General features: G+C 72.3%; 12 protein-coding genes. 8 read left to right on the top strand and 4 right to left on the bottom strand.

The features are described from left to right. Positions 1 to 5 precede the first annotated feature (5 nt). Positions 6 to 3,878, bottom strand: coding sequence for a discoidin domain-containing protein (locus ACFWYW_RS47765; RefSeq protein ID WP_379623504.1), 3,873 nt, complete (start codon positions 3,876 to 3,878; stop codon positions 6 to 8). 312 nt (positions 3,879 to 4,190) lie between these two features. Between ACFWYW_RS47765 and ACFWYW_RS47760 the strand changes: the two genes are divergently transcribed. The 8 genes from ACFWYW_RS47760 (at position 4,191) to ACFWYW_RS47725 (ending at position 16,012) form a co-directional block, all read left to right on the top strand. Next, positions 4,191 to 5,342 (top strand): ROK family transcriptional regulator, encoded by a 1,152-nt coding sequence (locus tag ACFWYW_RS47760; RefSeq protein ID WP_379623506.1) that lies wholly within the window; start codon positions 4,191 to 4,193, stop codon positions 5,340 to 5,342. Positions 5,343 to 5,478: 136 nt separating this feature from the next. Beyond that, positions 5,479 to 6,867 carry a serine hydrolase domain-containing protein gene (locus tag ACFWYW_RS47755; protein ID WP_379623508.1) on the top strand — a complete coding sequence of 463 codons (1,389 nt, stop codon included), beginning with the start codon at positions 5,479 to 5,481 and terminating at the stop codon, positions 6,865 to 6,867. Positions 6,868 to 6,988: 121 nt separating this feature from the next. Beyond that, complete coding sequence (locus ACFWYW_RS47750; RefSeq protein WP_379641298.1) at positions 6,989 to 9,103, top strand: dipeptide ABC transporter ATP-binding protein; 2,115 nt, start codon at positions 6,989 to 6,991, stop codon at positions 9,101 to 9,103. Further along, the gene (locus ACFWYW_RS47745) at positions 9,100 to 10,050 is read left to right on the top strand and encodes an ABC transporter permease (RefSeq protein ID WP_379626634.1); all 951 of its coding nucleotides are present in this window, start codon (positions 9,100 to 9,102) and stop codon (positions 10,048 to 10,050) included. Before ACFWYW_RS47750 ends, ACFWYW_RS47745 begins: the two co-directional genes overlap by 4 nt. Further along, complete coding sequence (locus tag ACFWYW_RS47740; protein ID WP_379626636.1) at positions 10,047 to 10,910, top strand: ABC transporter permease; 864 nt, start codon at positions 10,047 to 10,049, stop codon at positions 10,908 to 10,910. The genes ACFWYW_RS47745 and ACFWYW_RS47740 overlap by 4 nt, the downstream gene beginning before the upstream one ends. A gap of 52 nt (positions 10,911 to 10,962) precedes the next feature. Then, positions 10,963 to 12,831 (top strand): ABC transporter substrate-binding protein, encoded by a 1,869-nt coding sequence (locus tag ACFWYW_RS47735; protein ID WP_379626638.1) that lies wholly within the window; start codon positions 10,963 to 10,965, stop codon positions 12,829 to 12,831. Next, on the top strand, positions 12,795 to 13,961 hold the full coding sequence (locus tag ACFWYW_RS47730) for an erythromycin esterase family protein (RefSeq protein WP_379626640.1): 1,167 nt from the start codon (positions 12,795 to 12,797) through the stop codon (positions 13,959 to 13,961). The genes ACFWYW_RS47735 and ACFWYW_RS47730 overlap by 37 nt, the downstream gene beginning before the upstream one ends. Then, positions 13,958 to 16,012, top strand: a complete 2,055-nt coding sequence (locus ACFWYW_RS47725) for a prolyl oligopeptidase family serine peptidase (protein ID WP_379626642.1) — start codon at positions 13,958 to 13,960, stop codon at positions 16,010 to 16,012. Before ACFWYW_RS47730 ends, ACFWYW_RS47725 begins: the two co-directional genes overlap by 4 nt. Here ACFWYW_RS47725 and ACFWYW_RS47720 read toward each other — a convergent pair. The 3 genes from ACFWYW_RS47720 to ACFWYW_RS47710 form a co-directional block, all read right to left on the bottom strand. Continuing rightward, a complete protein-coding gene (locus ACFWYW_RS47720) occupies positions 15,990 to 17,639 on the bottom strand; it encodes a helix-turn-helix domain-containing protein (protein ID WP_379626644.1) in 1,650 nt (549 codons plus the stop codon). The genes ACFWYW_RS47725 and ACFWYW_RS47720 overlap by 23 nt on opposite strands. 87 nt (positions 17,640 to 17,726) lie before the next feature. Beyond that, a complete protein-coding gene (menC, locus tag ACFWYW_RS47715) occupies positions 17,727 to 18,839 on the bottom strand; it encodes an o-succinylbenzoate synthase (protein ID WP_379626646.1) in 1,113 nt (370 codons plus the stop codon). Then, positions 18,836 to 19,714 carry a GNAT family N-acetyltransferase gene (locus tag ACFWYW_RS47710; protein ID WP_379626648.1) on the bottom strand — a complete coding sequence of 293 codons (879 nt, stop codon included), beginning with the start codon at positions 19,712 to 19,714 and terminating at the stop codon, positions 18,836 to 18,838. Before ACFWYW_RS47710 ends, menC begins: the two co-directional genes overlap by 4 nt. Positions 19,715 to 19,846 lie beyond the last annotated feature (132 nt).

Raw genomic sequence — 19,846 nt, 5'->3', positions numbered from 1 at the left:
GGGGGTTACGGCGTGACCGGGATGTTGGTCAGGCCGGTGCGGGCGTTGCTCACGGTGTTGGAGGCGTGGACGACGTTCGGGTTGCTCGCGCACTTGGAGGTGGAGGAGACGTAGATGGCGTACTTGCCGGTGCCGCCCAGGTCGGAGCGGTTGCCGCGCCAGACGTTCCCGCAGCCGTTGGCGAACGACGGTGACGTGGACGGGTTGTGGGTCTCGTAGCCGTTGGCGAAGGTGCCGGGCGCGGAGAACGTGCCGGTGTTGTTCTCGATCACGTAGCCGACGCCCTTCACGTCGACCCAGGAGTCACCGGAGTTCGCGCCGGAGATGCCGGTGCCGTTGAAGGAGTTGCCGCGGATCACGCCGCCGGTGGTGCCTTCCTTGACGTCGATGTGCTCGGCGGCGATGCCGGGCCCGAAGTCGTTGCCGAGCACCTTGACCCGGTCGGAGCGGTCGACGCCGCCCGAGTTGCCGTGGCAGCTCCAGTTGGAACCGGCCGAGCCGATGTAGACGCCCTCGCCGTAGCCGGGCTGGACCAGACCGGCGTGGCTGATCGTGGAGTTCTGGATCACGCCGTCGGCGGAGGAACGCCGGAAGTGCACGCCTTCCTCGTCGGTGTGGTGCACGTGGACGCCGTCGATGGTCACGTGGTGGGAGTCGTCGAGGACGATGCCCTTCTTGGAGTCCTTGACGGTGAAGCCGGTCAGCTTCCAGTACGGCGCGCCGGACAACCACAGCCCGTACCCGGAGTCCCACCCGCCACCGGGGGCCGGGCACGACGGGGCGGTCCCCGACGGGCCGTCGTTGACCAGGACGGCGCCGGACGGGCCGGTCAGCGTGATGGGGGCGGCGGCGGTCCCGGCCCGCTGGGTGAGGAACGCCCCCCGGTACTCGCCCGCGGCGAGACGGATCGTCTGGCCGGGCTGGGCGGCGGCAAGGGCGCTGATCAGCTGGGCCGCGGTGGAGACGTCCACGATCGAGCCGCCGCTGCCTGGCTGGGTGGTGGCGGTGACCGGGCTGCTGGCGGGTGAGGTGTTGCCGGCGGCGTCGCGGGCTTTGACGGTGTAGGTGTAGGTGGTGGACGGGGTCAGGCCGGTGTCGGTGAATGTGGTGCCGGTGACGGTGTTGACCAGGGTGCCGCCCCGGTGGATTTCGTAGCCGGTGACGGCGATGTTGTCGGTGGCGGCGTTCCAGGCCAGGGAGACCGTGTTCGCGGTGGTGGCGGTGGAGCGGACATTGCCGGGGGTGCTCGGCGGGGTGGTGTCCTCGCCGCCGCCCGGGAAGGAGCCGTAGACCTCGAACTCCCAGAGGGAGTAGCCGTAGGTGGTGCCGCGAGCCGTGCCGTACATGCGGATATAGCGCCCGCTGCCCGACAAGGTCACCTCGTCGGTGCCGCCGTCGCCGGTGGTGGTCGCGTAGATGTCGGTCCAGGCCGTGCCGTTGGGCGAGGTCTGGATTTTGTACGACTTGCCGTAGGCGGCTTCCCAGTTCAGCTTCACGCGGGAGATGTCGGCCGTGGCCCCGAGATCGATGGCGATCCACTCGGGGTCGTTGCCTTCGGCGCTGGCCCAGCGGGAGCTCGTGCTGCCGTCCACGGCCTTGGCCGCCTCGAAACCGGTGCCCTCGATGGACGAGGCGGTGGCGGGCCTGCCTTGGGAGAGCAGGGTGTCGGTGCCGCCTGGCTGGGTGGTGGCGGTGACCGGGCTGCTGGCGGGTGAGGTGTTGCCGGCGGCGTCGCGGGCTTTGACGGTGTAGGTGTAGGCGGTGGACGGGGTCAGGCCGGTGTCGGTGAATGTGGTGCCGGTGACGGTGTTGACCAGGGTGCTGCCCCGGTGGATTTCGTAGCCGGTGACGGCGATGTTGTCGGTGGCGGCGTTCCAGGCCAGGGAGACGCTGGTGGACGTGGTGGCGGTGGAGCGCAGGCCGGACGGGGTGCTCGGCGGGGTGGTGTCCTCGCCGCCGCCCTGGCCCTTCAGGAAGAGCGAGCCCGAGGCGTCGGTCCGCGAGGCGTTGACGCCGGAACCCGTGAAGTCGGCGCTCTCGTTGCCCGCCCAGTCGGCGATCGTGGTCCCGTTGATCGCCAGGTGCTGGAACCTCGTCGCGTCACCGGCCGAACTGCCGAACTGGTAGAGCCGCTGCCGGTCCGGATAGTAGCTCTGGTACGGCCCGCCCGCCGCCGTCTGCTTGCTCATCTCGTTGTTGTAGATCACGTTCTGCGGCCCGCTGGAGCCCGACCACTTGGCCGCCTTCGGCCCCGCCGCCCACCAGATCGGCCACCAGGTCGAGTTGTCGGGACCGCCGCCGCCCTCGTCGCCGCAGTTGGCTCGGCAGTTCTTCGAGGCGTGCTCGAACGGCACGCGCACCTTGTTGTTCTCGAACAGGTTGCGCCGCTCCCAGCCGCCGTGCACGTTCAGGTCGGAGTCGAAGTCGTTGCCGATCGCCACGTTGTTCGATGCCGACCACTGGAAGGTGAAGTGCCGCAGGTTGCGCGAGGTGTTGTAGGCATACAGCGAGTCCCAGACGCGCGAGCCGCGGAAGTAGCCGTTGCCGCCCTTGCCCTTGTTCCACGAGCCGTCGAAGCTCGACTCCTGGACCTGGATGTTCTTGGCGCTCTCGGTGACGACCGCGTGTGAGCCGGTCATCTCGGTGCCGACCCGGCGGATCCAGACGTTGGCCGCCCACTTGAGCACGATGCCGTGCTGGGCGTACTCGGGGGCCATGTTCCCGTAGTTGAAGCGGGCGTCGGCCTGGTCGAGGTCGTACGTGCCGCCGCCCAGCTTGGGCATGCCCGCCATGTCCTGGGTGAGGGTGAGGTCCTCGATGCCGACGCCCTGCACGACCTTCAGCGGGGTGACCCGGCTCGGGTAGACGGTCCCGCCGATCGCGGAGGAGCCGTCGGAGGTGGAGTTCACCGGCAGGTCGTACTCCAGCGGCTTGTCGATCGTGAGGTTCCTGCCCGCGGCGTCCACGGCGGTGATCGTGAAGATCTGCTGGCGCATGTGCAGGTTCATGTACTTGGAGGTGTCGGTGACCGTCTGCTGCTGGTAGAACTTCACGCTGTTGGCGGCGCCGACCCACAGGTGCGCGCCGGCCTTGAAGCGGGCCATGTCGGCGTTGCCCGCCAGCCTGATCTGGGTCTCTCCGGTGACCGATGCGGCGCGCAGCGGGACGCCGGCCGCCCAGTGCTGGTTGACGCTGCCCTCGAAGATGTCCTTGCGGTTGGCGGGGGCGGAGGAGTGGTCGCCGGCGTACTTGCTGTGGACCTCGCGGGTCTGCACCCGCAGCAGGCCGCGGCCCGGCCAGGTCCAGCCGCCCTTCCCGGCGCCGTGGGTGGCGCCGTCCTCGTCCCAGTCGCTGCCGTCCTCGGTCAGCGTGTCGTAGCGGGTGTTGGCGTCCGGGCGGAAGGACAGGACCGTCTGGCCCATGCCCGCGCCCTTGAGCACCAGGTAGTCGGCGTCCAGGCCGAGCTGCCTGGTGACCACGAACCGGCCGGCGGGCAGGGTGATCGACGACAGCTTCGTGTATCCGGCGCTCGGCGTGCACGTGGTCCTGATGGCGTCGATGGCCGCCTGCAGGCCCGTGGTGGCGTCGCTTCCGTCCGGGCGTACGCCGTACTGGCCGGCCAGTTCCTGCGGGGTGATGTGACAGGCCGCGTCCGGGTTCATGGCGCCGGGCCCCGGCAGGGCGGCGCCGCCGCGGAAGCCCGCCTTGCTCCAGTGGGGCAGTCCGGTGATGGGCGCCCGGCGGTTCGCGCTGGTCAGATCGGGGATGGCGGCTGCGGCGGCGGCCTGAGCGGGCAGCGCCGGCAGGGGGAGCGCGGCGAGCGCGAACATGGCCGCTGCCGTGGCGAGACGGCGTCGTAAGGGGATCACACCTGACATCAACGGCTCCTGACAGAATCTCGGGGGGTGAGAAGTCCGGTCGCGCAACCGATAGTTAAGAAATATTCCTAACTATTGCGGAGCGTAGGAGGCTGCGACGGCAGATGCAAGCCCCAACTTTACTGAAAGTCAGCGCGCGCAGCTCTCCGCATTCACATATCTGAACAGCGGGTTTCCCTCCAGGAGGGTTGCCGGTAGTCAAGGTGGCCCCGAGCTGGGAGTTAGGAAAATTTATTAACTAAAGAAATTTGAGCGGCCACTCGGATACGCTCTGAAGCCGTGAACCCCTCACAACCCGGGACTCCAAGCTTGATGCGGGCCATCAACGAGCGCATCGCGCTCAGGGTCCTGCTGGAGCGCGGCCCGCTGACGCGTCCCGAACTCGGCGACTTCACCGGCCTGTCCAAGCCGACCGCCTTCCAGCTCCTGGCCCGCCTTCAGGCCGCGGGCCTGGTCGTCAGCGACGGGATGCGCTCCGGCCTGGCCGGACGTAACGCGGAGACGTACCGGATCAACCCGGCGGCCGCCCACGTGGCGGCCATGGGCGTCACCCCCGGCGCCATCGAGGTCCGGGTGGCCGACATCACCGGCGCCGCCGTGGGCGAGTTCGTGCTGCCCACCCCGGACCCGGACGGTGGCCCGGCGGTCGAGCGGCTGCGCGCGGCGCTGGACGGCGCGGCCCCGCCGGGACCGCTGAGCAGGGTGGTCATCGGCGTGCGGGCCGCCGTCGACCCGGCCACCGGCCGCCTCGGCCACGTCGCGGAGGCGGACATGCCCGGCTGGCACCTGCCCGGCCTCGTACCCACGCTCAGCGCGGCGCTCGGCGCCGAGGTCAGCGTGGAGAACGACGTCAACCTCGTCGCGCTGGCCGAACAGGAGAGGGGCGCCGCCGCCGGCTGCCCCGACTTCGTCCTGCTGTGGGCCGACGACGGCCTGGGCGCGGCGCTGGTGATCGGTGGCCGCCTGCACCGGGGCTTCTTCGGCGCCGCCGGAGAGATCTGCCACATGCCGATCTCGGGCACGGTGACCGCCCGCGACGGCGGGCGGCACGGCAGCCACGGATTCCAGTCGGTCGGCGGCGGCGGCGCGATCCGCGACCTGCTCGCCACCTACGGGATCGACCGCCAGGACTACCGGCAGTCCGTGCGCGCGGCCGTGGCCATGGCGGAAGAGCCCGGCCGTGCGGCCCAGGAGGCGGCGGCGGGCCTGCGGCTCGTGGCCGGGCGGCTGGCCGTCGGTCTCGCCGCCATCGCCTCGGTGGTCGACCCCGGACTGATCGTGCTGGCCGGGGGCGTCATGGAAGCCGGTGGCGAACGGCTGCGCGACCTCGTGGAGCGTGAACTCCACGTCCTGCTCCCCACCCGGCCCGCGGTGCGCGCATCGGAGCTGGCCGGCAACCCCGTGCTCGCCGGAGCCATGGACCTCGCCCTGGCCACCGTCCGCGACGACCTCTTCGGCCGCTGACCGAGCGGACTTGGCCATTGACCGAGCGGGCTTGGCCGGCTCCACGAATCGGCCCGCCTTCGATGGTCGGAGCAGACGAACACCGCTGGTCACGCCGATCCTAAGCTCCTGCGGAGTGAACGCGGGAGGTACACCGATGACGAAACTGGATGAGATCGGCACGTGGCTGCGCGACCGGCTGCCGGAACTGCTCGCGGAGAGCCAGGTACCCGGAGCCGTGGTGGCGATCGGCCACGGCGGGCGGACCGTCGACGTCGCGGCCGGAGTGCTGAACACCGCCACCGGCGTCGAGGCCACGGCCGACTCCATCTTCCAGATCGGCTCGATCACCAAGGTGCTGACCGCGACGCTGGCCATGCAACTGGCCGACGAGGGCGAGCTGGACCTCGGCGCCCCCGTACGCCAATACGTGCCCGGGTTCCGGATCGCCGACGAACGGGCCGCCGCGCGCATCACCGTCCGGCAACTGCTGTCCCACACCGCCGGCTTCGAGGGCGACATCTTCACCGACACCGGCAAGGGCGACGACTGCATCGAGAAGTACGTGGACGTCCTGCGCGAGGTGCCCCAGCTGTTCGCACCCGGCGAGATGTTCTCCTACAACAACGCCGGCTTCTGCGTGCTGGGCCGGATCATCGAGGTCCTGCGCGGCGCCCCGTTCGACGCCTGCATGCGGGCTCACCTGTTCACGCCCCTGGGCCTGACCCACGCGGCCAACGATCCGTACGAGGCCATCCTCCGCCGCGCCGCCGTGGGCCACATCGAACCGGCGCCGGGCGCCGCCCCCGAGCCGGCCCCCGTCTGGGCGCTGGCACGCTCCAACGCGCCCGCCGGGTCGATGCTGGCGATGCGCGCCCGCGACCTGCTGACCTTCGCCCGCATGCACCTCAACGGCGGCGTCGGCCCGGACGGCGCCCGGGTGCTGAGCCCGGAGAGCGTCGCGGCGATGCGGGCGCCCCAGATCACGCAGCCCGACATCGGCCAGGGCGCCGCCTGGGGCCTGGGCTGGGAGCTGTTCGACCTGTCCGGCGACACGGTCTTCGGCCACGACGGCAACACCGTCGGCCAGTCGGCGTTCCTGCGCGTGGTGCCGGGGAAGGACGTGGCGCTGGCGCTCGTCACCAACGGCGGCTCGCCGAAGCGGGTGTTCCGCCAGATCGAGCGGCGCGTGCTGCGCGAGCTCGGGGGTATCGAGCCGCCCGCGACGCCGATGCCCGACCCCGCGCTCGCGCCCGCGCCGAACGCCGCCCGCTACACCGGCACCTACGCCTCCAGCACCAGCGAGACCACGGTGAGCCAGGACGAGCAGGGCCGGCTGTGGCTGGAGCGCCTGCCCATCGGCGTCACCGCCGAGCTGGACGAGCTGCCCTACCGCACGGAGCTGGTGACCTGGCGCGGCGACACGCTCATCCCGGTCGAACCGGAGCACGGTGTACGCGCCCCGCTCGCCTTCCTCGGCGACGACGGCCAGGGCCACGCGGCGTACCTGCACACCGGCCGGGCCGACCGCCGCGTGCCGCGCTGACCCTCACGACGATCAGTTCGTCGGAGCGGACCATTTCGGCCATGAACATTCGATGACCGCGACAAACACCGCGAGGGGCTTCGCGTCCCACTATCGCAGGGTGGATTTGGAGAGCACTGCCGTGAGCACGGCCGATGGTTCCCGGAAGACGCGCGGCCCCGCCGCCGGCGATCGTGTGCTGACGATCGCCGACCTGTCGGTGCAGATCCGGCGCGGCGAGCGGGTCGTACGCCCCGTCTCGGGCGTCAGCCTGGAGCTGAACCGCGGCGAGACCCTGGGTATCGTCGGCGAGACCGGGTCCGGCAAGTCCATGACCGGCCTCGCGGTCATGGGCATGCTGCCGGCCGGCGGCCGGGTGAGCGGAGGGTCGATCGACCTGGACGGCGAGGAGCTCGTCGGCCTGCCCGCCGCCCGCTACCGGGCCATCCGCGGCAACGACGTCGCGATGGTGTTCCAGGACTCGATGACGGCGCTGAACCCGACCCGGCGCATCGGCGAGCAGGTCGCCGAACCGGTGCGCCTGCACCACGGCCTGTCCAAGCGCGCGGCGCGCGGCCGGGCCGAGGAGATGCTCGCCCTGGTCGGGCTGCCGCGCCCGGCGGAACGGCTGGACGACCATCCCCACCAGCTCTCCGGCGGCATGCGGCAACGCGTGATGATCGCGATGGCGCTGGTCTGCCAGCCCCGGGTCGTCATCGCCGACGAGCCGACCACCGCGCTCGACGTGACGATCCAGGCGGAGATCCTCGACCTCCTGGACGACCTCAAGTCCCGGCTGGGCATGTCGATGATCCTCATCACGCATGACATGGGGGTGATCGCCCGGCATGCCGACCGTGTCGGGGTGATGTACGGCGGGCGCGTCGCCGAGACCGGCCCGACCTCCGCGCTCTTCACCAGGACGCGCCACCGCTACACGCACGCGCTGCTGTCCTCGATCCCGTCGCTCACCCACGACCGCGGCGAGGAGCTCCACAGCATTCCGGGCGCCCCACCGGACCTTACCGCGGCCCGGCCGGGCTGCCCCTTCGCGCCCCGGTGCGCGGCCGCGACCGGCCGGTGCCGGGAGGAGACCCCGGTCCTGACCCCGGAGGCGGACGGCCACGCCCACGCCTGCTGGTACCCGGCCGAGAACCGGGCGATCAGCCCCCGCCCCCGGTTCGACACCCCGCCCCCAACTACCCCGCCCCCAACTACCCCGCCCCCAACCACCCCGCCCTCGATCGCTCAGGCTCCGATCGGCGAGGCTCCCAGATTGCGCGTCGTCGATCTGCGGCGGGAGTATCCAGCGGGCGGTGGGGGCCCGTTCGGCGGGCGCCGTACCGTGAAGGCGGTTTCCGGCGTGAGCTTCGACGTGGCGGCCGGTGAGACGTTCGGGCTGGTCGGCGAGTCGGGCTGCGGCAAGTCCTCCCTGGGCAGGATGCTCGTGGCCCTGGACCGGCCCACCTCCGGCGAGGTGATCTTCGACGGGGAGCCGGTGACCCGGATGAGCGCGCGGGCGCTCGGGCCGCGCCGTACCCAGCTGCAGATGATGTTCCAGGACTCCAACGCCTCCCTCGACCCGCGCATGCGCATCGGCACGATCCTGCGCGAACCGCTGGCGATCCAGGGCGTCGGCAGCGGCGCCCAGCGCACCGCCCGCGTGCGTGAGCTGCTGCGGGACGTGGGCCTGCCGGCGAACGTCATGGAGCGCTACCCCTTGGTGGTGGCGGGCGGCCAGCGCCAGCGCGTCGGCCTGGCCCGCGCGCTGGCGCTGGACCCGAAGGTGCTGGTGGCCGACGAGCCGGTCAGCGCGCTCGACGTCTCCATCCGCTCCCAGGTGCTCAACCTGATGCGCCGCGTCCAGATCGAGCGCGGGCTCAGCAGCGTGGTGATCTCCCACGACCTCGCCGTCGTGCGCTACCTGGCCGACCGGGTCGGCGTCATGTACCTCGGCAAGCTGGTCGAGACCGGCACCACCGAGGAGGTGTACGGCGCCGCCGCCCACCCCTACACCGCCGGGCTCCTCGCGGCGGTCCCCGAGGCCGACCCGCGCACGCGGGGCCGGGAGAACCGCGCGCGGGTGCACGGCGAACTCCCGAGCCCCGTCGACCCGCCCAGCGGCTGCCGCTTCCGCACCCGGTGCGCGCTGGCGACCGAGCTGTGCGCCGCGACGGAACCCGTGCTGAGCCCGGTCACCGGTACCCACCGGGTGGCCTGCCACCACCCCCTGCGCGGAGAGGACTCGCCCGCATGACCTGGTACGTGGTCCGACGCCTGGCGATCTCCCTGTTCGTCCTGCTCGGCATCTCCGCCGTCACCTTCTTCCTGCTGCACCTGGTGTCCGACAGCCCGGGGCGCGTGGTCCTGGGCCAGCGCGCCTCGCTGGAGGCGGTGGCGGACTTCAACCGTCAGCACGGGTTCGACCGGCCCGTGGTGGTGCAGTACGTCGGCTACCTCAACCAGCTCCTGCACGGCGACCTCGGCCGGTCCTACAAGCTGAACGAGAACGTGGCGACGCTGCTGGGGCAGAACGCCGGGCGCAGCGCCATGCTCTCGCTGACCGGGCTGGTGCTGGCCCTGGTGATCGCGGTCCCGCTCGGCGTCTTTCAGGCGGTCAAGCGCAACAGCGTCGCCGACCGGGTCGCCACGACCGTGTCGTACGTGCTGTACGCGACGCCGTCGTTCCTGCTCGGGCTGGTCCTGATCGCCGTCTTCAGCCAGGCGCTGCCGATCTTCCCGGCAGAGGCGTCCCAGTCGCACTCGCCCTGGGTCGTCTTCACCGATCCGCAGGCCATGGCGCTGCCCGTCATCACGCTCGCCGTCACCAGCGTCGCGGTCTTCGCCCAGTACCAGCGCTCCTCCGCCCTCGACCAGCTCGGCCAGGACTACATCAGGGTCGCGCGGGCCAAGGGGCTGCCGGAGCGGCTGATCCTGGTGCGCCACCTGCTGCGCAACGCCTGCCTGCCGCTGGTCATGCTGGTCGGCACGCTCGTCCCCACCCTCCTGGCCGGCAACCTGATCGTCGAGTCGTTGTTCAACTATCCCGGCCTGGGCCTGCTGTTCCTCAACAGCCTGCAGCGCGAGGACTATCCGGTGCTGCTGGCCTACACCCTCATCGGCGGCGTGCTGACCGTGGCCGGCAACTTCATCGCCGACATCGTGGTCGCGGCCGCCGACCGCCGAATCGAGCTGAGAAAATGACCACACTGGACGTGAGCGCCCCGGCGCGGCGGATCCCGGCGCTGCGCGGGCTGCGCCGGCACCCGCTCGGCCTCACCGGCGGGCTGCTCCTGGTGCTCATCGCCGCGTTCTGCTTCCTCGGACCGCTGGTCTACCCGACGAACCAGACCGACGTGGACCTGATCAACGCGGCCCTGCCCCCCGGCCCCGGACATCCGCTCGGCACCGACACCAACGGGTTCGACGTGCTCGGCAGGCTGATGGCGGGCGGGCAGGTGTCGCTGCAGATCGGGCTGCTCGCCGCGCTCTTCGCCACCACCATCGGCACCGTCTACGGCGCCGTGGCCGGGCTCGCCGGGGGAGTGGTCGACGGGTTCATGATGCGGCTGGTCGACGTCATGCTGTCGATCCCCTTCCTGTTCTTCGTCCTGATCCTGTCGGCCCGCTTCCACGCCGACGCCCTGTCGCTGAGCCTCGTCATCGGCGCGTTCTCCTGGCTCGTGTCCGCCCGGCTCGTGCGCGGCGAGGTGCTGACCCTGCGGGTGCGGGAGTTCGTGCTGGCCGCGCGGGTGATGGGGGCCTCGCGCCGGCGGATCATCTTCACCCACCTGATCCCGAACGCGCTCGGCGTGATCATCGTCAACATCACCTTCCAGGTCGCCGACGCCGTGCTCGTCGTCGCCGCCCTGGGATTCCTGGGCTTCGGCCTGACCTATCCCACCGCGGACTGGGGCAGCCAGCTGGCCAGCGGAGTCACCTACATCTCCGCCGACTACTGGTGGCTGATCTACCCGGTTGGCGGCTGCATCATCGTCACGGTGCTGGCGCTCAACCTGCTCGCCGACACGCTCCGCGACGCCGTCGGGCGGCGGGCCGGCTGAGCCCGTCCGTCCGCCGCGATCTTCGACCCACTTCACCAGCAGGGAGCCATCCATGACCCATGTGTCCGGTAAGCGGCTGTCCGTGGCACTCGCCGTGGCCGCGGTGCTCGCCACGGCGTGCACCGGCGGCGGGGGCGCGACGAAGGACGTCGCCGGCGGCTACAGCGCCCAGCCGAAGCAGACGGGCACGCCCAAGGACGGCGGGACCGCCACGGTCGCGCTGACCCCGGGACTCAGCCCCAACTACATCTACCCCTACCCGCCGGCCGCCGCCAACGGGACCGTCGTCGCCCGCGGACTGTTGTGGCGCTCCCTCTACCGGCCCAGCGGGGAGGGCGACCAGATCGCCGACGCCGAGCTGAGCCTGGCCGAGCCGCCCGCCTACAGCCCGGACCGCAAGACCGTGACCATCAAGATGAAGGACTACAAGTGGTCCAACGGCGCCCCGGTCACGGCCGACGACGTCGTCTTCTCCATGGCGCTGCTCAAGGCCGCGCTCGCGGAGAGCCCGGCCAACTGGAGCTTCTACACCCCCGGCCAGTTCCCCGACGGGGTCACGGCGGAGGCGGCCAAGCCGGACACGCTCACGCTCAGGCTGGAGACCGCGTACAACCCGTCGTACCTCCTGTCGATGCTCACGCTGCTGTATGTGATGCCGTCGGCGGAGTGGAACATCGCCCGCACCGGCGGCCCGCACCTGGACTTCAAGCAGCCGAAACACGCGAAGGCGATCTACAAGTACCTGACGAAGGAGTCGGAGTCGCAGTCCACCTTCGCGAGCAACCCGCTCTGGAAGGTGGTCAACGGGCCGTACCTGCTCAAGAGCTTCGACCCGACGACCGGCTCGTTCTCGCTGACGCCGAACGCGGCCTACAGCGGTCCCGGCGAGTCGCGGCTCGACCAGGTCGACTTCAAGGCCTTCACCTCCGCCGCCGCGGTGCTCAACCAGTTCAAGGCCGGCAACCTGACCGTCGGCACGCTCGACTCCAGCTTCGTCACCCAGATCGCCGCCCTGAAGGCCAAGGGGTACAACGTCTACGGCGCCCCCGCGCCCGCCCGCCTCGACTCGCTGGTCATCAACTTCAAGAACACCGTCAACAACTTCGACAAGATCATCAAGCAGAGGTACGCCCGCCAGGCCCTCCAGCACCTGATCAACCAGCAGGGCTACATCACCAGCAGGGGCGTCTACAACGGCGCCGGTTCCCCGAACTACAGCACGGCCGGCCACGGCTCGCCCTACCCGCCCGCGTTCGGCGACCGGCCGCCCTACCCCTACGACCCCGCAGCCGCGGAGAAGCTGCTCACGGACAACGGCTGGAAGGTGACGCCGGACGGTGCCACCACCTGCGAACGCCCCGGCACCGGCCCCGGCCAGTGCGGCGCCGGCATCCCCCGGGGACAGACGATCAGCTTCACCCTGGCCTCCGCCAACGCCCCGGCCTTCGTCGGCGCCCGCGACGTCGCCTTCGCCTCGGCGGCCAAGAAGCTCGGCATCGACGTCAAGATCGTGACCAAGTCGCTCAACTACATGTACGCCAACTACGGCAACACCTACGCCCCCGCCACCAAGAACGAATGGGCGATGCAGGACTACGGACCGCTCTACCTGGCCGCGGGCTACCCGAGCAGCAACACGGTGCTCAACACGGAGGGCAGCTTCAACCTGGGCAGCTACCAGAACGCCGCCGTCGACAAGCTGATCAACGCCTCCACGTTCGGCTCGGACGAGAAGTCGCTGTCGGCCGAGGTGAGCAGCCTGGCCGAGGACCTGCCCGTGCTCTTCCTGCCGACCCCGCACACGCTCGTCGTGTGGAAGAACACGCTGTCCGGCCCGCAGTCGTCGTTCAACGCCCTGATCAGCTTCCTCTACACCCCGGAGCTGTGGTACTTCCACGACGCGACCGGCACCCGCCCATGATGATCGACCCCGGTGACGCCGCGTCGGTGCGCGAGCTGGTCGGCGACGCGCGGGTGGTGGCCCTCGGCGAGGGGGCGCACAACATCACCGAGTTCTACGAGCTCAAGGACCGGCTGTTCCGCACCCTCGCCGAGGAGCTCGGCTTCTCCGCCTTCGTGATGGAGTCCGGCTACGCCGAGGGCCTGGCCGTCGACGCCTGGGTGCACGGCGGCCCCGGCCGGGCCGAGGACGTCGCCCGCGACGGCATCACCTACCGGTTCGGCGAGTGCGAGCCGATGCGCGGGCAACTGCGCTGGATGCGCGCCCGCAACGCCGCCGGAGCGTCCCGGGTGAGCTTCTACGGGATGGACCTGCCCGGCTCCTCCACCTCACCCGGCCCCGCGGTCCGCGCGATCCTCGGCCGGATCCCGGGCCGCCCCGGCGACCGGGAGCTCGTCCACCTGAGCGACCTGGGCGGACGCACCGAGGCGGCGCTCGGCTACGCGGCCATGCCGCCGGCCGATCGGGCGCGGCTGCTCGGCGGCCTGCGCGAACTGGAGGAGCGTGCCGCCGCGGACGGCGACGAGGTCGCCCGCCGGTGCGCCGCCTCGCTCCACGCCTTCGCCGCCGAGCTGGATCCGCCCGCGGCCGGGCCGTACCCGCGCGAGGTGTTCATGGCCGAGACCGTGCGCTGGATCCTGGAGCGGGAGGGGCGCGTGGTGGTGAGCGCCCACAACGCGCACGTGCGGCGCACGCCGTTCCTGAACCGGCCGACGATGGGCGGCCTGCTCGACGCCGCGCTCGGAGACGGGCTGGTCGTCGTCGGGATGACCTACGGCTCCGGCCCGGAGGTCCGGTTCGCGCAGCGCTCGCCGCGGCCGTTCGACTGCGACGTCTTCCTGGAAGCCCGGGTCGCGCCGCCGAACTCCGTCGAGGCGCGGCTGGACCGCGCCGGGCGGGCGGTCACCGCCATTGACCTGCGCCGCGTGCCCACGACGTTCTTCGACGGCGTCGACGGCACGCTCGCCGGCGGCGGCCTCGACCTCGTCGACGACTTCCCCGCCGCCTTCGACGCACTCATCCACCTGCGCCGGGTCACCCGGATCCCCGGCGCGTTCGAGCGGCTGCGCGCCGAACTGGAGGCGACATGACCCTGCCCTACCCGCCCGCGCGCACCGTCGAGGTCTTCGAGGACGTCGCCGGCGTCCGCGCGCCCGACCCGTACCGCTGGCTGGAGGAGGAGACCCCCGAGGTGCGGCTCTGGCAGCGGCGCCAGGCCGAGCTCGCCACCGCCGTCGCCTACGCCGGCCAGGACCCCGGCGACGTCCGGGCACTGGTCCTGGCCCACGACGCCGGGTCCCGTCCGGCCCTGCCCAAGTACGCGGCCGGGCGGTGGTTTCGCGCGGAGGGCTCCTCGGTGGTCGTCTCCGGCGAGCCGCTCGGCCCCGGGCGCGCGCTGATCGACCTGGCCGGGCTCGGCGAGGCGGGCGGCCCGGCCGTTCTGTCCTGGCTGGCGCCAGCACCCGACGGCCGCGTCCTGGCCCTCGGCGTCTGCACCGACGGCAGCGAGCACAACACCATCCGCCTCGTCGAGGTGGACACGGGACGGCTGCTCGACGGCGCGCCCGAACAGGTCCTGCACAGCGCGTGGGCCGGCGGCGTCTCGTGGCTGCCCGACGGCAGCGGCTTCTACTTCTTCGCCCTCACCGGCTCGCCCCAGGACTTCCGGCAGGCGGTGTTCCTCCACCGCCACGGCAGGACCACACTCGAACCCATCCCGGTCGGCGCGGGCTCCCGGGAGTACACGCTCGTCCAGACGGCGCCGGGCAGCCGGTGGGCCGTCGCCAGCCATCGCGTGGGCAGCCCGATCCCGGTCGCGGTCCGCGACCTGTCCCGGCCCGGCGCCACGTGGCGCCCCTTCGTCACCGCGTGCTCCGGAACCATCGCCGGCCACGTCGTCGGCGACCACTACATCGCGGTGACCGACGTCGGCGCCGCCCGCGGGCGGGTGGTCTCCATCCCCCTGGACGCGGCAGACCCCGACGACCCGGCGGGCTGGACCGAGCTCGTCCCCGAGGGCGAGACCGTCCTGCGCTCCCTCCAGCCGGTCGGCGGGCGGCTGTACCTCAGCGAGTTCGACCAGACCTTCGCCAGGGTCCGCGTCATCGACCACACGGGCACGGTCACCGGCGAGGTCCCGCTACCCGGGCGCGGCGCGCTCGCCGCCCCTTTCTTCGCGATGACCGCCCTGGCCGCCGGCCCGCCCGCGACCGGCTTCGTCTTCGCCTTCTCCACGCCGACCAGCTCCTGGGGCGTCTACCGGCACCATCCCGGCCGGGCGGGGCTGGAGACGCTGTCGGCCCCCGCGCTCACCCTGGACGCCTCGCTGGAGACGGGACACGCCGTCGCCGCCGACGGGGTGGCGGTGCCGTACCACGTCGTGCGCCCGGCCGGGAGCGACCCCGCACGTCCCGCGCCGGTCCTGATCTCCGCGTACGGCGCCGCGAACGTGCCCCTCCTGCCCCAGTACCAGCCCGACCTGGCCGCCTTCGTCGCCGCCGGCGGCGTCCTGGTCCAGGCCCACCTGCGCGGCGGCGGCGAGTTCGGCCGGGACTGGTACCTGGCCGCGCACCGGGAGAACAAGCACGTGCGCGACGCCGACCTCGTCGCGGTGGCCGAGCACCTCATCGCCGAGGGCGTCACGGACCCCGGACGGCTCGCGCTGACCGGCGGGTCCGACGGCGGCCTCATGTGCGGGGTCGCCGTCACCACACGGCCGGACCTGTGGCGGGCCGTCCTGCCGAGAGCGCCGCTGCTGGATCTCATCGGCGGCACCCGCGACCCCTACCTCGACTTCGTCATCCGCAAGGCCTGGGCGGACCCGGACGATCCGGAGGAGGTGCGCCGGCTCCTGCGGCTGTCGCCGTACCAGCTGGCCGGTCCCGGTGACTTTCCGGCGGTCTACATCCAGGCGGGGGCCAACGACCCGCGGTGCCGGCCCTGGCACGCGCGCAAGTTCGCCGCCCGGATGCAGGCCGCCCAGCGGGGGGACGCGCCGATCCTGCTGCACGTCTTCGACGACGCGGGCCACGGCGCCGCGACCGCGCACGACGTCGCGCTCGCGCAGGACGCGGAGTGGCTGGCGTTCCTGATCGGCACGCTCGGCCTGCGCGGCCCGCTCAGCCGTCCGGGGCCGACCTGATCGACATCAGGCGCAGCTGCAGCATGGCCGACAGCCGCGCGCCCGGATCGGTGAGGTCGATGCGGCCCACCTCGGCCGCGCGCCGCAGCCGGTAGCGGAACGTGTTGGGGTGCACGTACATGGCCGACGAGGCCACCGCGACGTCGCCGAAGGCGTCCAGCCAGGCGTGCAGCGTCTCGACCAGGCTGGTCTGGTGCTCCTTGTCATAGGCGGCCACGCGCGCGATCGTGCCGCTCGGCAGGTCGCCGCGCGGAACCAGGTCGGCCAGCTCCAGCAGCAGCGCCTCCACGTGGACGTCGTCCAGCCGGGCCACCTGCGGACCGGCCACGACCCCGGCGCGCAGGACGCGCAGCGCGCGTTCGGCCCCGGAGCGGGATCGGGCCAGCGCCGACGCGTCCAGGGCGAGCTGCCCCACCCCGACCAGCGGACGCAGGCGGGAGCCGACCCGGGCCAGGAACTCCGTGGCGATCAGGGCGGCGCGTTCCTCGGCGTCCTGGCCGCTCTGCGGCAGCGGCAGGATGCCGTACGCGACGTCGCCGATCAGCGCGGCGGCGGCGCGCGGGTGCACGGCCGACAGGTGCATGGAGAACGCGTCGGCCAGCCGCTTGCGCTCGGTGGCCAGCTGCGCGGGCAGCGGCTGGGCGGCGGCCGGGGCGACGACCGTGAGCGCGAGGACGACCGCGGGCTCGTCCTTCAGCCCGAGGCGGCGCACCGCCTCCAGCGACCCCGGCGCGCTCTCCAGCGCGGTGCTCAGCAGCTCCGCCCGCAGCCGCCGTTCCCTGTCCTCGTCCGCGCGCTGCCACACCATGTGCATCGCGACCAGCTTGGACGCCTCGAAGAGCGCCTCGCTGCGCTCCTCGTTCAGCGCCTCCGGCACGACCACCCAGATCGTGCCGAGGATCTCGTCCCCGGCCCGCACCGCGATGGCCGCCCGCGGCAGCTCGCCGCTCTCGGGCAGCGGCGCCACGAAGACGGGCCTGCCGCTGCGGTAGAGCGCCTGGAACACCCCGCGCTCCTCGAGGATCTGGGTGTAGTGACGGGGGACCTGCCGGCCCAGGATCGTCCGCACCCGCGACGGGTCGGCCTCCTCCTGCCGGCTGGAGAAGGCCAGCAGGCGCGAGTTGCGGTCCTCGATGGTGACGGGCGCGTCGAGCAGCGCGGCGATGGCGTTGGCGACCGCGAAGAGATCACCCGACCGGGCCCGGCCGGGCGCGGACGCGCCGGCGTCGTCGAGGCCGCCCTCCGCGGTCAGCGTCCGCAGCATCCCGGTCAGGTGCGTCCACGACGCGCCGCGCGCGAACGCCAGGACCGCGACCCCCGACGCGCGCGCCGCGGCGACAAGCTCCTCATCCGGTACGACGGGTGCGCGCACCACGAGCCCGGCGGCGCCCCGCTTGCCCACCTGGGTGACGACCCGCGCGATCTCGGCGGGATCGTGCAGGCCGACGCCCAGCACGAGCGCGTTGCCCGGCAGCTCCGGCTCGTCGAGCGGGTCGTGGATGACCACGCCGCCGACGTCGCGGGCGGACCCGACGTCTCCGCAGACGACGTCGAGCAGCGTGGAGCCGAGCTCCTCCAGCACGCGGGCGAGGCCGGCTCGCGGGAGGCCGGTCACGGGGTCGAGCACACGCTTGAAGCTAGCTCAGCGCGGGTGCGGGGTCGTTGGGTCGCCATGACGAAATGATGCCATCCCGTTCGTCCGGCGGGACAACCGTCAGGGGGTGCTCGCGGGCACCCAGCTCGTGCCGACCGTGACCGCGTCCAGCACGTCGGGGATCGGGCTGACGCCGAGCCCCGGCCCCGACGGCACCTCGAGGTGCCCGTCCACCAGGCGGAACGGCGGCGTGATGTCGGTGCGGTAGTAACGATCCGAGGCCGAGGTGTCGCCCGGCAGCACGAACCCGGGCAGCGCGGCCAGCGCGACGTTGGCGGCGCGGCCCAGCCCGGTCTCCAGCATGCCGCCGCACCACACGGGCACGTCACTGGCCGCGCACACGTCGTGGATCCGCCGGGCCTCCAGGTAGCCGCCCACGCGGCCCGGCTTGATGTTCACGATCTGGCAGGCCCCGAGCGCGATCGCGTCGGCGGCGGCCCGCGCCGAAACGATCGACTCGTCCAGGCAGATCGGCGTGGTGATCCGCTTGGCCAGCTCCGCGTGCCCGATGAGGTCGTCCTCGTCCAGCGGCTGCTCGATCAGCAGCAGGCCGAACGGGTCGAGCCCGGCCAGGTGCCCGGCGTCGCCGCGCCGGTAGGCGGTGTTGGCGTCGACCTGCAGCAGGATGTCGCCGAACCGCTCGCGCACGGCACGGACCGGCTCGACGTCCCAGCCGGGCTCGATCTTGAGCTTGATCCGCAGGTAGCCCGCCTCCAGATAGGCGGCGACCGTGTCCAGCAGCGCGGGGATCGACCCGGTGATCCCCACGGACACCCCGCACGGCACCGAGGTACGCACGGCGCCGAGCGCCTGGCCGAACGAGACGCCGCGGGCGCGCAGTTCGGCGTCCAGGATCGCCGTCTCCAGCGCGGCCTTGGCCATCCGGTGGCCCTTGAACGCGGCCAGCACCGGGGCGACCCGGTGCGCCTCCAGCTCCGCCACCCCCGCCAGCGCCGGGACCAGGTGGCGGGTCAGCACGTCGGCGGCGGCGTGCGTGTACTCCGACGAGTACAGGGGTGCCGTGCCCGCGCCGCACTCGCCCCACCCCTCGGCCTCGTCGGTGACGGCGCGCAGCACCAGCGCCTCGCGTACGGTCTCCGTGCCGAACGACGTCCTGAACGGTGACACGAGCGGCACCTGGATGGTGCGGATCTCGATCCCGGTGAGCTTCATGGCTTCTCCTGCCTGTCGACGATGTACCAGCCGGCGCGGTCGAACCCGCGTACCCGCGCGCCCTCGGCGAGCAGTCCGCCCAGGACCTCACGCAGCGCCTTGCGCCACTCGGCGGCGCGGGCCGGATCGTTCTCGCGCATGGTCTCGATGTCGGCGGGGACGCCGACGAGTACGGTGGGGGCGTCGGCGCGGCCGGTCAGCGGCCCGCCGGAGGGGGCGACGCCCAGCGCGACGCCCATGTGCGCGGCCGTCACCTCGGCGGGACGGGGCCGGCCGGCGCAGGCCGCCTCGACCTCGGGCGACTCCAGCCGCCACCGAACCAGGACACGGTCGGTGTCGTCGCTGCGGTTGATGTCGTCGTCCATCGGGCCGTAGAAGTTCGGCAGGTACTCGGCCGGATCGGCGGCCAGCTTGGTGATGTTGAAGTAGGCGTTGCGCCGGATCAGCGGGTCGTAGGTCCAGGCGACCTCGCCGACCCCGCGCGGCATCGCCCAGGCGCGCTGGTGCAGCTTCAGCGCGAAACCGACGTTGCGTCCCTGCGTGCGGGCCAGGACCCCGGCGATGTGGCTGTGCAGGGTCGCGCGGGCGGGCGGGGAGAAGAAGCCGAAGCAGGCGCCGACCATCTCGCCCCGGTCGAAGGCGCCGCTCACGTAGCTGCCCGCCTTCCACATCGCGCGCAGCAGGTCGGCCGTCACCGGAGGGTTGTTCTCGCCGGTGCGCCAGATGCGCTCGTACAGGCGGCGGACGGCCTCGAGCTCGCCGACGCTGTCCAGGGGGCGGATGTCGACGCCCGCGCCGCGCGCGGCCGCCTCGGCCGCGGCGCGGGCGGCCGCGGCGGCCGGGGACTCGCGACGGTCGCTGATGAGATCGGTCACGACGGCCATGGTCGCAACCGATCGTGTCCCGTAGATGGTCGGCGCGGACATCAGGCCGGGGCCCGGTTCGTCCGGGCGGACAACCGGCCGATGTCATCGCCCGCAGGCTAGGACCAGACGCGCCTCGCGTAG

Origin of the sequence: Nonomuraea sp. NPDC059023 (assembly GCF_042740095.1) — a bacterium.
Lineage (GTDB): Bacteria > Actinomycetota > Actinomycetes > Streptosporangiales > Streptosporangiaceae > Nonomuraea.
The sequence above is the reverse complement of the archived record's forward strand: the minus strand, read 5'-3'. Positions and strand labels throughout refer to the sequence as shown.

Excerpts from the sequence above, each read along its gene's own strand:
- ACFWYW_RS47765 (WP_379623504.1), bottom strand. The coding sequence starts at position 3,878 with ATGTCAGGTGTGATCCCCTTACGACGCCGTCTCGCCACGGCAGCGGCC.
- ACFWYW_RS47760 (WP_379623506.1), top strand. The coding sequence starts at position 4,191 with ATGCGGGCCATCAACGAGCGCATCGCGCTCAGGGTCCTGCTGGAGCGC.
- ACFWYW_RS47755 (WP_379623508.1), top strand. The coding sequence starts at position 5,479 with ATGACGAAACTGGATGAGATCGGCACGTGGCTGCGCGACCGGCTGCCG.
- ACFWYW_RS47745 (WP_379626634.1), top strand. The coding sequence starts at position 9,100 with ATGACCTGGTACGTGGTCCGACGCCTGGCGATCTCCCTGTTCGTCCTG.
- ACFWYW_RS47740 (WP_379626636.1), top strand. The coding sequence starts at position 10,047 with ATGACCACACTGGACGTGAGCGCCCCGGCGCGGCGGATCCCGGCGCTG.
- ACFWYW_RS47735 (WP_379626638.1), top strand. The coding sequence starts at position 10,963 with ATGACCCATGTGTCCGGTAAGCGGCTGTCCGTGGCACTCGCCGTGGCC.
- ACFWYW_RS47725 (WP_379626642.1), top strand. The coding sequence starts at position 13,958 with ATGACCCTGCCCTACCCGCCCGCGCGCACCGTCGAGGTCTTCGAGGAC.
- menC (WP_379626646.1), bottom strand. The coding sequence starts at position 18,839 with ATGAAGCTCACCGGGATCGAGATCCGCACCATCCAGGTGCCGCTCGTG.